Annotated in this window: 9 protein-coding genes; all 9 read right to left on the minus strand. The window is 39.2% G+C overall.

The features are described 5' to 3' along the window. Positions 1-20: 20 nt before the first annotated feature. On the minus strand, positions 21-1,442 hold the full coding sequence (locus AC2S94_RS04665) for a sulfatase (protein ID WP_484630350.1): 1,422 nt from the start codon (positions 1,440-1,442) through the stop codon (positions 21-23). Beyond that, entirely contained in the window at positions 1,442-2,977 is a 1,536-nt protein-coding gene (locus tag AC2S94_RS04670) for a sulfatase family protein (protein WP_484630351.1), read from the minus strand. Before AC2S94_RS04670 ends, AC2S94_RS04665 begins: the two co-directional genes overlap by 1 nt. Beyond that, on the minus strand, positions 2,974-4,650 hold the full coding sequence (locus AC2S94_RS04675; protein ID WP_484630352.1) for an alpha-L-fucosidase: 1,677 nt from the start codon (positions 4,648-4,650) through the stop codon (positions 2,974-2,976). The genes AC2S94_RS04670 and AC2S94_RS04675 overlap by 4 nt, the downstream gene beginning before the upstream one ends. Before the next feature lie 177 nt (positions 4,651-4,827). After that, positions 4,828-5,895 carry an endo-1,4-beta-xylanase gene (locus AC2S94_RS04680; protein ID WP_484630353.1) on the minus strand — a complete coding sequence of 356 codons (1,068 nt, stop codon included), beginning with the start codon at positions 5,893-5,895 and terminating at the stop codon, positions 4,828-4,830. A gap of 11 nt (positions 5,896-5,906) precedes the next feature. Beyond that, the gene (locus AC2S94_RS04685; RefSeq protein WP_484630354.1) at positions 5,907-7,352 is read right to left on the minus strand and encodes a sulfatase; all 1,446 of its coding nucleotides are present in this window, start codon (positions 7,350-7,352) and stop codon (positions 5,907-5,909) included. Beyond that, entirely contained in the window at positions 7,345-8,913 is a 1,569-nt protein-coding gene (locus AC2S94_RS04690; RefSeq protein ID WP_484630355.1) for a sulfatase, read from the minus strand. The genes AC2S94_RS04685 and AC2S94_RS04690 overlap by 8 nt, the downstream gene beginning before the upstream one ends. Beyond that, a complete protein-coding gene (locus AC2S94_RS04695) occupies positions 8,913-10,553 on the minus strand; it encodes a sulfatase family protein (protein ID WP_484630356.1) in 1,641 nt (546 codons plus the stop codon). Before AC2S94_RS04695 ends, AC2S94_RS04690 begins: the two co-directional genes overlap by 1 nt. Before the next feature lie 2 nt (positions 10,554-10,555). Continuing rightward, entirely contained in the window at positions 10,556-12,886 is a 2,331-nt protein-coding gene (locus AC2S94_RS04700) for a glycoside hydrolase family 3 N-terminal domain-containing protein (protein ID WP_484630357.1), read from the minus strand. 19 nt (positions 12,887-12,905) lie between these two features. Next, the gene (locus AC2S94_RS04705; protein WP_484630358.1) at positions 12,906-14,489 is read right to left on the minus strand and encodes a RagB/SusD family nutrient uptake outer membrane protein; all 1,584 of its coding nucleotides are present in this window, start codon (positions 14,487-14,489) and stop codon (positions 12,906-12,908) included. Positions 14,490-14,495 lie beyond the last annotated feature (6 nt).

A 14,495-nucleotide genomic window follows, 5' to 3' on the forward strand; every position in this document is an offset into this window, starting at 1 on the left:
CTTTTGGTTAGTGTTTATTTTTAGTTCCTATTATAATTTTTGAAAGCCTTGTTCAAACTTGGTTTCTCATAACCTGTTTCCATTTTCCAGGCTTCAAGACTATTCTTCAGATCCTCAATTACTTCAGGATATTTTTCAGAAACTTCCTCTTTTTCATAGGGATCTTTATTCAAATTGTAAAGTTGATACTTCCCTTTTTCCACATCTTCGGTCATTTTAAAGCCGTCTTTCTGGATCACATTCACCCAACTGGAAGCGAATTCATCCAGATTTTCGTTGTAGCGGGCGTAATTGGTATATTCCCAGATAAGCGCTTCGCGTTTGGTTTCTTCAGCCTCTCCTAACAATATGGGCGATAAGTTCTCTCCATCCAGAATATATTCTTCATCTAGTTGACTATTTGTGAGACCTGCGATTGTAGGATAAAGATCCACATGAATGATGGGTTGCTCACTTTTAGAGTTTTCAGCAATTTTCCCAGGCCATTTAAAAATATAGGGAACTCGGATTCCGCCTTCAAAAGTCTGACCTTTAAATCCGCGGTAAGGTTTATTAAAGAGTTCTCCATCGGTTTTATAATGCCCGTTATCTGAAACAAAGATCACGATGGTTTCCTTTTCAATATTTAGATCTTGGATAGCTTTTATTAACTGACCTACATTTTCATCCAGACTTTTAATCATCGCCAGAACTTCCAGATCTTCTTTTGAAAGCTCCTTGTTTCCAGCATATTTTTTTTGAAAATGCTGAAGGTATTCTGGTTTTGGTTCCAGCGGTTTATGCACCAAGTAATACGGCATATACAGAAAGAATGGTTGTTGATCTTCAACCGAGGCTTCCATAAATTCAATACCCTTTTCAGTAATAAAATCTGAAGAATACAGCGAATCCGGTTTTTCGATAGTAGTTTCTGAATGAATCTTGAAATTATAATGCCCGGTAATTTCCAAGGCTTCATCAAAACCCTGATTTTCCATCGCCATGCTCTTTCTTCCCAAGTGCCATTTTCCGAAACCAGCGGTGCGATAACCGTTTTGATCTAAAATCTCAGCAATCGTGATTTTTTCTGGCGAAAGCCCCTTTCCATCAGAAGTTCTGTTCACCTCAGGTGGAAGATACTTCATGTTTTTGATAGTTTTTGGGTCATCTTTATATCGATCAGCCACTCGATATACCTTATGTCTTGGCACATATTGGCCGCTCATAATTGAAGCTCTTGATGGTGCACAAGTGGGATCGCTGGAATATCCGTTTGTAAAATGCATTCCTTCAGCAAAAAGCTGATCGATATTGGGCGATTCTACGAATTCGTTTCCGTAGGCATGTAACGCGTTGATGCCGAGATCATCGGCAAGAATGAAAACCACGTTCGGTTTTTTAGATTCTTGGCCAAAAGCTAAAAAGTTCACTAAGAAAAACAGTATGTACAATCTATTCTTCATTATCCTTTTTTTATCCAAAATAGCTGATCCCAGATCTCAAGACCTTGATTATCTAAATTCGCTCCTTCCTTACCTGTACCGTTTTGAATAATTTCGGTTAATTTATATTCAAGTTCTTTTTGAACTTTTTGATGCTCCTCATTTCCAAAAAGATTTTTCGATTCTGAAGGATCTTCGGCTATATGATAAAGACTGCTTTTCTTAAAAGAGCGTGTCATGTCCATTTTCCAACCATCCATCCTTATCGAAAGCCATCCACCGAAATTTGTATAAATCGAAGCCTCTCTTTGGTAACTACCCTCACCGGTTATTAAGGGTAATAAACTATAGCTGTCCACAGCCTCAGTTTCATTAATACCAGCATTTAGCAAATCTGAAAAAGTAAGGAAAAAGTCATTCTGCATTACCGGTACATCTATTGTTTTCGGCTCTATTCCTGGCCAGCTGATAATGAACGGAACGGCGTGCCCCCCTTGATGCAGGGAACCTTTACGACCTCGAAATTCATAGCTTGGCTGATGATCAAATTTTGATTCAAATTCTATGGGGAAGGATGATTTAGAAGCGCCATTATCTGCTGTAAAAATGATGATGGTGTTTTCCTCCAGTCCTTTGGATTTCAAGGTTGAAATTATCTGCCCCACAGCATCGTCTATTTCGGTTATAAAATCCCCATAAGCTCCTGCCTGACTTTTACCATGAAATTCTTTGGTTGGCAACACCGGCGTGTGTGGCGCCGTAAGCGGAACATAGAGGAAAAATGGTTTTTCTGAATTCGTATTTTCTATATAATCAATCGTTTTTTCGTTTAAATGAGGAAAAACATTTTCGGGATCAAAATTGGGCATTGCATTGCCAGATCTCATAAATTTTTGATGAGCTTCGTGGCCTTCGTCTTTTTTTCCCTGTCCTTTCCAGGATTGAATTGGTAACTCAACAACCTGGTTATTTTCAATATAAGTATAAGGCGGCATGTCCAGTGACGCGTTAATTCCGTAGAAATAATCGAAGCCTTGATCTAACGGCCCGCCCGTGAAGGGTTTTGAAAAATCAATTTTGGAATAAGAATTACCGGCTAACCAAAACGGATTATCTGGATCTTCCTCCAATTTTTCCCCATCTTTCGACTTCCAATCCCAGCCTAAATGCCATTTACCAATTATGGCAGTGGTATAACCCTGCTCCTGAAACATCTCTGCAATAGTTTTTGTTTTGGTATTAATCATGGCCATACTATCTCCATGAAGAATATTTTCCTTTAGCCTGGTTCTCCATGAGTACTGCCCCGTGATTAAACTATATCTGGACGGAGTACAAACTGAAGCAGAAGAATGTCCTTCCGTAAAATGAATTCCATTTCTCAGAAGTTTATCGATATTCGGAGTCTCAATTTTTGAATTTGGATTAATTGCTGAAATATCTCCTACGCCCATATCATCGGCCAGTATGATAATGACATTCGGTTTTTCCTGAACTTGGGCAAATGAGTTCAGGAAACAAAGAAGAATTAATATACAACATAACTTCTTAGTCATTCATAAATATTGAAAGTTGTTATTTCAGTTTTGTATTTCGAATCGTTCACTCGAAGTCGAATGCCAAATACCGGTTTCCCGCTCAATTTGATTCGAAGTCCTTCGCCTATGATGTCTCCGTCAAATACTTTATTCCAATTACCATTTTCATCTTTCGTCTCAATATCGAAATCACGTACGGAATGTGTTCGAATATGTTCGCTTAGCAAAATCGTCTTAATATTCTTAGGCTGAAGAAAATCAAGAGTTAGAGTAGGATTTTCGTCATTCTCGGCCGGAGACCACCATTTTTTTAGATGAATACCTTCACTAAACACATTACCTTCGGTTTTGTATAAAACTTGAGGATCATCACGATCTGAAGAGCTTGCTGAAATTTCAAATTCTGAAGCTGCTACAGGCTGTGCTTTCCAGGTAGTAATTCGGTCAAATTCTGAAGGATCTTTTTCCAGTACAAGTTTTACGATATTGTCCAGATTCTGCTGATATATTTCCTTTTCAAAAGAAATTTTCAGCTTGCCATTTTCTATTTTAAAATCCTGAAATCCTTCTGCAATTCCTTCCGCAGATAGAATTTTTACAGGCAACTCCGGAAACTCAAAAACGGCTTCAGCATCTTTTGAAATTTGCTGTAAAAAATGGAGATACAAGGTTTTTTCCTGCTGAGTGGAGGCTCCATAATCACCGCCCATATAGATTCCGCGTTGAGTATTTTTCAAAGTATGACCATACTTTTCCATCCATTCCCCCACTTTCTGCACTTCTTCAACTTCTTCAGCCACAAACTCACCTTTTCCATCGGGTCCTAGATTCAGTAATAAATTACCTCCATTTCCCGCCACCTGGATCAGCATTCCAAGAACGCCTTTATAGGTTTTGATAGGGCCTTCCGGGCTGTAAAGCCATTTATCGGTCATGGTCAAGCAGGCTTCCCAATAACGATGATGATCAATGGGGCCAAGCGATTGCTCAGGCGTGTCGTAATCTCCCCGATCCTCTAGCGGCCAACCAAATCCATTACGGGCATTGCTCAAGATTCCAGGTTGCCATTCCTTTATTTGCTTATAAATATGATAGCTATCCCATTGCCAGTATTTCGTTGCGAGATGATCCCAAAAAACTCCGTCTATCTTCCCATAATCGGTGAAAAGAGTTTCCAGGTGTTCTTTCATGTATGGCAGATACTTTTCATAATGATCATCCCTTAAGTTATCAGGATGAGTCCAGTCTGGCTGAGAATAATACCAGAACAATTTTACATCGTTCTTATGAGCGGCATCGGCAAGCTGCTTACAAATATCCTTGCCATAGGGAGTATTCATTATATCATATTCAGTGTTTTGCGCATCGAAAAAGCAAAATCCGTCGTGATGCTTTGCGGTAAACACAATGTATTCTGCACCCCATTTCTTTAACTGTTTCATCCATCTATCTGCATCGAAATTAACCGGGTTGAATTTTTTATACAGGTTGCCATAAACCTCAGACGAAACTCCATTTTTGGCGGGCTTGCCTGCTCCCGGTCTATCACCATTACGACCCCAACTTAAGACATTAGTTTCCAAAAGTGCCGGTCCCCAGTGAACGAAAATTCCAAATTTGGCGTCCATATACCATTGCATTTCAGCTTCGGTAGCATATAATTCACGTTGCTGATCTGCAGTGACGATCATGGAACTATCTTTTGGGGGAAATTGCCACTGCTCTTTGTATGCCTTTTGAGAATGTATACTATTGACACAAAAGACAATAAATATTAAGTATATTATTTGTTTGAAGTTCCACATCAAAGAAATCTATAATTAATCTTAGCTAAGATTTAATCCTATAGTTTTAATTATAATTGAGCGCTATTTTCGGTTTAAGAGCGGCCTTAATACTTCAAAAGCTGGTGTGGGCCTGTGCTTTTCATCATAAATAGACTGAAATTGCCCTAATCCTTTTTTATCCCTGGTGGAGACATCCCAAAGATTTAAGGTAACTTCACCGTTCTTAGACTTTTCAAGTAATACATTTACGATTCGATCATAAACCATACGCTGAATTTTTCTTTCCTCCTTCATTTTAGAGGTGTCTTCAACGAGGTAGTCCAGCTCGGTTACATGAAAAGCAAGATCATTCGCATGTGCCCAGTCAATTAACTCTGCTAGTCTTTTCATGGAAACATCAATATTATCAACAAAATCCTTTCTTTTCGCTCCCATCATTAAATGAGCCTGCCAGCCAATACCGTCTACTCGATATCCTTTTTCCCTTATATACAGAACATTTTCCTTAACCTTATCCCAAACCTCAGGTTCCATACCTTTATGCTGATTGTAAACTAGCTTAATATTTGGTGCGTGGTTAGTAGCTATTTCGAATGCTTTTAGAATATATAATGGAAAGCCGTTTTCATCTTTACCCATTGCCAGCCAGGGGTTCTCCCATTCGTCAGTTCCGGGTTTTGGTCCAAACCATGAGCCATCTCCCTCTACAGTTTCATTCACCACATCCATCCATTTAACCACAGGTTCCTGATTAAATTTCATGGTGAAGGCAGTCATGAACTCCTCAAGATTTTGAGCCAGTTCTTCGGGGGTACGATCATCTGCTTTCGCCCATTTTGAAGCCTGCGGACTAATTGGGCCGTGTAGCCTCACAACTAGATCATTTTTTTTCGCGAATGCTATGAATGCTTCAATTTTACTCCAGTCCCAAACTCCCGGTTGCGGATGTATTTTGGTTTGTTTTGCGGCGTTTGCCGGAGTCAGATATTTGAAATGTTTTAAAAAAAGTTCTTCTTTTTTTGTATTTAATTCCTCATAATTCAACGTCGCACCAATCAGTAATTCTGAGGAATTATTAGCTTCCTGAGCAGGTAGGGCTGCCCAGAAAAACATAATAATTAGCGATATATTGAATTTTTTCAGAATCATAATTTTAAAGATTAATCGGCTTTTTGCCACCTTCTGCGAAGATTATCTTCAACCAGCTGTTCTTTTTTCCAGTCCTTCAACTTTTCCATCAGTTCCTTCGTTTTCTGAGGTTCCTGACTTGAGATATCATTCTCTTCGCTGATATCCTTTTTAAGGTTATACAATTCTTTTTTCTTCTTTTCCGGGAAATACATCAGTTTGTAATCGCCAGATCTCACTGCAGAAGCTTTTATATCACCGGTACTATGTGGTCTTGCTTTTCTGGAATTCCAGAAAACCGTTCTGTTCTCCCAGCTTTCCTTTCCTTCGATAACTGGCTTAAAGCTTTTCCCGTCTATTCCTGGCACCTTTTGATTGGTTGCAAGATCAATTAGAGTAGGGAATAAATCCATAGCCATCACGATAGATTTATCATCTTCTCTTTCCTCAATTTTATCATCCCATTTGATGAATAGTGGCACTCTCACTCCTCCTTCATACAAATGACCTTTTCCGGCACGCAAAGGATTATTGGTGGTGGCCAGGTGACGTTCTCTACTGTTCCCGTCGTTAGAAAGTCCGCCATGATCTGAAGTAAATACAACGATGGTGTTCTCATCGATATCCAGTTCCTCCAGAAGGTCCAGCAAGCGTCCAACATTCTCATCCACATTTTCTACCATTCCGGCGTAATCTGGATCATCCTGACGCATTTTTCTTCTTCCTTCTCCTTCTTTGATATATTCCGGAGTATCCCCATAATCATATGCGGCGATTTCCTTTTTATTACGTTTTTTATCTTCCGGTTTTGCTTCCAACGGAGTATGCACGGCATAATAGGCCAGAACTGCCATAAATGGCTGTTTCTTTTCAGCATTCTCACGAATGAAATTCATAGAAGCATTGGTAAGCATGTCTGAAACATAATCTCCATCTTTACCGTCTTCTTCTATATTAGGAACAGGATCTTTCTTGTTCTCTTTTGATTTTGTGTTGAAAGGAAAGAATCTGGTATCGATTCCACCAGCTCCTCCAGCGGCATAGGAATGTTTAAATCCGAATCCCTTCGGATCGTTCCCGTCGCCGTCATTTGAAGGAAGTTCTCCCAAATGCCATTTTCCAACATAAGAAGTATTGTATCCAGCCTTATTGAAGATCTCTACAAAATTTTCCTTTTCAGGAACATTAACGCGTAAGTTTCCTTTATCCTCATTTACAGGATATAATCCTGTCATGAACGCATATCTGGAAGGCACGCAACGCGGGTAGTTTACATAAGCATTGGTAAAACTGATGCCTTCTTCAGCAATATTGTCAATATTAGGTGTCTGGTAGATCTTCGAACCTGTATGACTAAGGTCATGATAGCCAAAGTCATCTGCCAGAATAAAAACAATATTAGGTTTCTCCTGGGCAGACGCCATGGCAAAACATCCAACTACAAAAATTGTTATTAAAAAATATCTTAGTTTATTCATTATAATCTTCTTTTAAGTTTTCAAGATGATCCTGAAGTTTTTCCTGAAGATCTTCCTGAATGTCATTATATTTTTTATCTCCAATAAAACTTTTAGTTTCATTAGGATCTTTTTCATAATCGTATAATTCCTTTCCAACTATCAGACTTTCATCATACTTATCATAGCTTCGATAACCTTCGCTATACCATTCGGTGTATCTGTATTTATCTGTTCTGATAGTGTAGCCCATTTTGTCCTTATCTTTTCCACCTCGGCCATATTGGCTAATTGCATAATCTTTATCCACACCGGTGGCATCATCACCATCCATTAGTGGTACTAATGAAACACCTTCAGCCTGATCCGAATTTTTTACGTTTGCCAATTCAAAAAGTGTTGGGAACATATCCAGTAACTCTACCGGTTGATCAGATTTAATATTCTTTTCTACTCCCGGTCCTGCAAACATTAATGGAATGCGAGTGGCCTGTTCAAAGTTCGAATGCTTACACCATTCAGTATGATCTCCAAGATGGAAACCATGATCACCCCAAAGTGCGATCACTGTATTCTCAGTAATTCCAAGTTCATCCAGTTCATCCAGAAGTTTTCCCAGCTGTGCATCGATGTAAGAAACACAGGCATAGTAACCGTGAATCAGTTCTCTCTGTTTTGCTTCACTAATTTTATCTCCAACATCAAGGTCATTATCGATATCTGTATAAGATCGCAACTCACCGAAATTATGGTAAGCGATCATGGGAGTATTCTCAGCCAAATCCTGAAATTCAGCCAGTTCAATTTTATCCCGGTCATACATATCCCAATATTTCTGAGGAGCTACAAAAGGAAGGTGAGGTCTTTGATAACCAACGGCCAGGAAAAACGGTTTGGAACCTTTATTTAGCATTCTAAGTTTTTCTAAAGCTTCTTTAGTATACACTCCATCCTGGTAAGCTTCGTCACTAACATCAGCAGATTCAGTGGAAGGTTTTAAACGATTGAAAACATACTTTCCAGCCCATCCTTTCTTGTTCTTGTCTTTAAATTCCTGCGCTAATTTTTCCATTTTAGCTTTAGTTTCAGGATTTTGATAAGTGTTCATTGCTGGCTCACCATATGCCGGATCGTAATCTTCAGGAATTACATGCGGTATGCTCCAACTTTTACCATCATGCCCTTCGGAAGAAGATCCCTTGTGGTATATTTTACCAATCCCTGTAGTTTCATATCCCTGGGAAATTAAATATTCCGGCATGGAAATAAGATCTGGTGCCGTTTTTCTGAAATCTGAATGCAGGTCCCAGACTTTTGTTCTGTCTGGATAAGTTCCTGTCATCACACTGGCTCTTGAAGGGCCACAAACTGCATACTGAACGTGAGCATTGGTAAATGTGATACCCATTTTGGCCAGTCGATCAAAATTGGGCGTTTTCATCTGGGTTTCCCCATAGTTGCTCAACAATGGTTTTAAGTCATCTACGGCGATAAACAGAATGTTCTTTTTCTCACCTTCCTGGGCGAATGTTAACCCTGAACAGGTAAGGCATAAAAATATTAGTGCAATTATTCTTTTCATTATTTTTCAGACTTTTCGTTAATGATGTCCTCTACGGTTTCACCTTTTCTTTCCACGATATCACCAAAATCCTTATCAGTGATCTCCCGGAATTTTTCCAGAGATTCATCATCGTGATACTTTTTCATCAAACTTTTCAGTTGAGATTTTAAATCTTTTACAACATCTGCATATTCAGGATCATCAATTATATTCTTTAATTGTTCAGGATCTTTTTCATTGTCGTAAAGCTCCCATTCATCAATATTATAATAGAAATGTGCCAGCGTATACTTATCGGTACGAACTCCATAATGCGGCTGAACATGATGCCAATACGGGAATTCATAATAGTGATAGTACACTCCTTCACGCCAGTCTTTCAACTCTTTACCTTCCAGAGCAGCTGCAAAACTTTCGCCCTGAACTTCATTATTGCTCTTAATACCAGCTACATCCAGCAGGGTTGGTGCGAAATCTATATTTGCTATTAGATCTGTATTTTCTGTTCCGGCCTTTACTTTGTTAGGATATCTCACGATAAATGGCATTCTCAAAGACTCTTCATATATGAATCTCTTATCGAAAAATCCATGATCACCGAGATAGAATCCCTGGTCTGATGTTAAGACGATCATCGTATTATCAGCAAGACCATTCTCATCAAGATAATCCAACACCCTGCCAATATTGTCATCTACAGATTTTATTGTGGCGAGGTAATCTTTAATGTAAGTCTGGTAACGCCATTTTCTTGCCTCCTCTTCACTCATTCCATCAGGAATAACAACTTCTCCTCTTTTTGCACCATATAGTTCCCAACGTCTTCTTTCACTACCTTCAAGACTGTCTGGTGTTTCCAATTTCATATCTCTACGATGGAAGAAATCCATGGTCATATCTGTATCTCCCGCAGTTTTTTCTCTTCCGGCATAATCATCATCAAAAGTTGACGGATAAGGCAATTCCTGGTCTTCCCATAGGTCTTCATATTTTCTATCTGGTTCCCATGGCCTGTGCGGAGCTTTATATTGAAGTACCATCAAAAATGGTTTATCATCTTTCGTGTTCTTCTGAAGCCAATCCATCGCGAAATCGGTGGTAAGATTGGTTGCGTAGCCTTCTTCCTTAACCTCTTTCCCATTTTCATTATATACCGGATCCCAGTAATGTCCCTGCTGACCTGCAGATGCATGATATTTATATTCATCAAATCCTTTAGGCTCACTACCTAAATGCCATTTTCCAAATAAGCTGGTCTTATAACCCGATTTCTGAAATTCCTGAGGAAAAGTCCATTTGCTGGCATCAAATTTCCCTCCGCTTTCATTTTTATAATATCCATTCACATGGCTATAGTTACCGGTTAGGATTGCTGCCCGGCTGGGACCGCAGATCGCATTAGTAACCAGGACATCCTGAAATAACATTCCTTCGTTAGCCAATCGGTCGATATTAGGAGTATCGGCGATTCCCTTAAAACGATCATTATAAGCTGTGATCGCCTGGGTTGTAAGATCATCTGCCATGATGTAGATGATATTCGGCTTTTGATTTTCAGATTCCGTCTTATTCTTTTCTTTTCCCTTTCCATCGTTACAGGAAATAGCGGAAATACTGATAAGAAGGAATAAAAAACTGGTATAAAATTTCAATTTCATAACTATTCTGTTAGGTCAATATTTTTTGTTACTCTGAATTTTGTTGTCTTAAGATCTTTGTCTGCCGATGAATTTCCAACCATCACTGTAAAGTCCCCTTCCTGAACGATGTATTTGAAATCCATATCATAAAAGGCCAATTTCTCTGGAGTGATCTCAAATTCAATAGTTTTGGACTCTCCCGGCTCAAGCTCGATTCTTTTATAGGCTTTCAATTCTTTTATCGGTCTGGTCACAAGGCTATAATCATCTCTAATGTATAACTGCACGACTTCTGAACCTTTCATTTTTCCTGAATTCGTAACCTGAACACTTACCACAGGATTAGAACTCAAATCAGTCTCTTCCATTGAAATTTTAGGTTTTGAGATATCGAAAGTGGTATAGCTCAATCCGAAACCGAATGGATGTAAAGGTGTTTTTGGAGTACCGTGGTATTTGTGCTTATACGTAGACGGTTTGTGATTATAGATCATTTGTAACTGACCCACAGATCTTGGCACTGTTAAAGGCAATTTTCCTCCCGGATTATAATCACCGAATAAAACCTCAGCTACTGCCTGACCGCCAAAACTTCCTGGTTCCCATGCGTTCAAAATTGCGTTTGCGTTTTCCTGTAACCATGGCTCTGAAATCGGGCTACCACTAACGTATACCACAATAAATGGTTTCCCGGATTTCTGAATTTCCTTCGCTAGTTTTAACTGATTTCCTGATAGTTGTAAAGTAGCTCGGTCTATATTTTCACCGGTTGTTTTCTTGCTCCACTCGTGTCTAAAACTATTTTCTCCAAGAACAAGCACCGCAACATCTGCATTTTTCGCTTTTGCTGCTGCCGAGGCAATCATATCGTCAGTGATTTCTTTTGAACGTTCACCAACATCAAAATAATCTACACTATGACCTTTTGATTCCGCCAGATCCTTAATTCCTTCATATACGGTTATGAATTTATCTTCTGGTTGTGGAGAAGCCCAGTCACCAAGAGTCGTCATATTATCCGCGTTTGGTCCCGTGATAAATAGTCTTTTACCTGATCCTTTTAGCGGAAGAATATTATCATTCTTTAAAAGAGTCATCGCTTCTCTGGATTGTTGTAGGGCTGTTTTTTGATGCTCTTCGGTATAGATAGAACTTTCAACTTTAGCCTCATCAACCATCACATTTTCAAAAAGACCTAATCTGAATTTTGCTTCCAGAATAGCTCTGCACGCCTGGTCTACTCTTTCTGATGGAATTGTTCCTTTTTTAACGCCTTCTACTACATGATCAAAAAATTGCGGCCCGTGCATATGCATATCTAAACCGGCAGAAACGGCAAGTTCAGAAGCTTCCTGAAAACTTTCAGCAACCTTATGTAAATTTGAAATTCTTGATACATCATTCCAATCACTTACGTAGAAACCTTTAAATCCCCATTCTTCTCTCAAAAGATCATTCATCATGGCTTTATCCATATGAGCTGGGATTCCGTTAACCTCATTATGTGCCGCCATTATTGAAAAAACATTAGCTTCCTCTATCGCTCTCTTGTATGGTGGAAGAAATACTTCATACAATGTTCTTTTGGAAACATCGGTTGGAGCAGAATTGATTCCATTTACCGATTGACTTCCCGCAATAAGATGCTTTGCGCATGCAATGACATTCTCATTTCCAAATTCGTCAGATTGCAATCCTTTTACGGTGGCAACTCCCATATTTCCTACCAGGTATGGATCTTCGCCAAAAGTTTCCCCGGTTCTTCCCCAGCGTGGATCTCTCAACACATCAATATTTGGAGTAAAAGACCAGTGGCTTCCGGTAGCTCTCATCTCTTTCGCTGTTTCCTGACTGGCTTTAAATTGAAGTTCATCATTCCAGGTTGCAGCCTGAGCTATCGGTGAAGGGTAAACTGTTGTTCCTTCCACGAGGGCATCCCCATGAATGGCGTCTATACCTATCAAGAGGGGAATTCCCAAGCGGGATTCCATTGCCAGTTTTTGAAGATCATTAGCTTCTTCAGCATGAAGAATATGGAGAAAAGATCCAATCTTACCTTCTTTGATCAGGTTTCTAATATCGTCTGCATCGATACCTGGATAAAATCCCTGGGCATCACTTTTCTTCATTTCTTCCTCGGTCAGATTTCCGCTTGCCATTAACATATGCTCAATACCTACATATTGAGACATCTGCCCAGCTTTTTCTTCAAGCGTCATTCGGCTCATAAGATCATCCAACCGTTCATCCACGCTAAGTGAACTATCCTGATACGGAAATTCCTGCGAGATCATTGCTGTAGGGGCAATGAATGTGATTAAAATTGCTAAGATTAATTTCTTTGCGTTCATTCTAAATTTAAATTGGGGTTTAATATCCTGGGTTTTGTTCGTTTACTTCCGGATTTCGACTTAACTCATTAAATGGTATTGGTAAAAGCATGTTCTTTCTGTCATCAGGATACCTAAAATCTCTTATGTTATCATATTCAGTTTGTAGACTATCGATGAAGTTGTTATGAAGCTGTACGACCTCTTCTAAGAAATACTCGTATCCATACCTTCTGGTATCGAACCATTCGTGGCCTTCACCTAACATTTCATATTGTCTTTCTTTTCTAATTCTTTGTCTGAATTCATCCTGCGTCATACCACTCCAGTCTGCAGGTTGCTCAGCCATTCCTTCTTCAGTATTTCTAGCCCTGGCTAAAACCTGGTTCACATATTGGTAAGCGTTTGCCGGCCCACCCAACTCATTCTCTATCTCAGCAAGCATTAGAAGAATATCGGCGTATCTTAGTTTAAAGAAATTTCTCTTGGTGGTCGTTCCGTTATAGGTTTCATCAAGATATTTCCTCAAATATGGGAACCCATCATTACCGTTGACCTGAAGTGGATATACTTCTGCCTCTCCTCCGGAGCTCAGGGGATAAGTGTTATAGATAAAAGTTTCATCAATTCTAGGGTCGCCCGGATATTGTTCAGAGTGATTCGTAAAGGTTTCTTTATTAGGTTTCCAACGACCGAATGTTCTGATAGTGGATGGTAAATAAGCACTATTACTTGGTGTAAAACTTCTTGGAGCTTCAGAATTTCTTATAGCACCAGTATGACCATATTGTATTTCGTAAATAGATTCTTCAGTATTCTCAATATCAGGATCAAATAATGTAGCATAAGTTGGAGCGAGACTATATTCCCCTACCACCTTTAAAGCTTCCTCCTTCGCCTGGTTATATAAGGACTGATCACCATTTTCACTTGCCAAAGTGAAATATACCTTAGCCAAAAATGCATTAGCAGCAAACTTTTTAGGTCTACCTTCTAACTCAGGATTTTCAGGTAATAATTCTTCCGCTCTTTCAAAATCACTTATTATTTGTTCGTAGACATCTGCTTTTGGAGATCTTGGTAAATAAAGTGTTTGATTATCTACAGGTTTTGTACGAAGTGGAATATCTCCAAAAAATCTTACCAGGTCAAAATATGTTACCGCTCTGGCAAAATAAGCATGGCCCATTGCGGATTCTGCGTTTGGCAAGGCTGAATCTTCCAAATTGGCGATCAACGTATTCGCAGCGTTAATAGCAGAATACATTTGAGGCCACATATCTACCAGCCAAATATTAGAAGGAGATGTATTCAATCTTGTAGCGTCTTCGCTGGCACCTTGCTGGGAATAAAATTTTCCAGAGACAGGAGCGATAAATCCGTGATATGCTGAGCCATGATATGCACCACTAGACATCGCCAGATAAATCCCGTTGATCGCAGTTTCTACTCCCTGTTCTGTTGAAAAAACCTGGTTTTCTGAAAAATCAGTTTCAGGAACTTTTTCCAGTTCTTTTGAACATGCTGTAAGAAGTAAAGAAGCAACGGCAAGAACAATTATTGAAAAAGGTAATCTATCGTTCTTAAAAATCTTCATTTGTGAAATATTAATTGTTTTCATCATTTTCGT

The organism is Christiangramia pacifica, assembly GCF_057221535.1.

Excerpts from the sequence above, each read along its gene's own strand:
- AC2S94_RS04675 (WP_484630352.1), bottom strand. The coding sequence starts at position 4,650 with ATGATCGTCACTGCAGATCAGCAACGTGAATTATATGCTACCGAAGCT.
- AC2S94_RS04685 (WP_484630354.1), bottom strand. The coding sequence starts at position 7,352 with ATGAATAAACTAAGATATTTTTTAATAACAATTTTTGTAGTTGGATGT.
- AC2S94_RS04680 (WP_484630353.1), bottom strand. The coding sequence starts at position 5,895 with ATGATTCTGAAAAAATTCAATATATCGCTAATTATTATGTTTTTCTGG.
- AC2S94_RS04670 (WP_484630351.1), bottom strand. The coding sequence starts at position 2,977 with ATGACTAAGAAGTTATGTTGTATATTAATTCTTCTTTGTTTCCTGAAC.
- AC2S94_RS04695 (WP_484630356.1), bottom strand. The coding sequence starts at position 10,553 with ATGAAATTGAAATTTTATACCAGTTTTTTATTCCTTCTTATCAGTATT.
- AC2S94_RS04690 (WP_484630355.1), bottom strand. The coding sequence starts at position 8,913 with ATGAAAAGAATAATTGCACTAATATTTTTATGCCTTACCTGTTCAGGG.
- AC2S94_RS04700 (WP_484630357.1), bottom strand. The coding sequence starts at position 12,886 with ATGAACGCAAAGAAATTAATCTTAGCAATTTTAATCACATTCATTGCC.
- AC2S94_RS04705 (WP_484630358.1), bottom strand. The coding sequence starts at position 14,489 with ATGATGAAAACAATTAATATTTCACAAATGAAGATTTTTAAGAACGAT.
- AC2S94_RS04665 (WP_484630350.1), bottom strand. The coding sequence starts at position 1,442 with ATGAAGAATAGATTGTACATACTGTTTTTCTTAGTGAACTTTTTAGCT.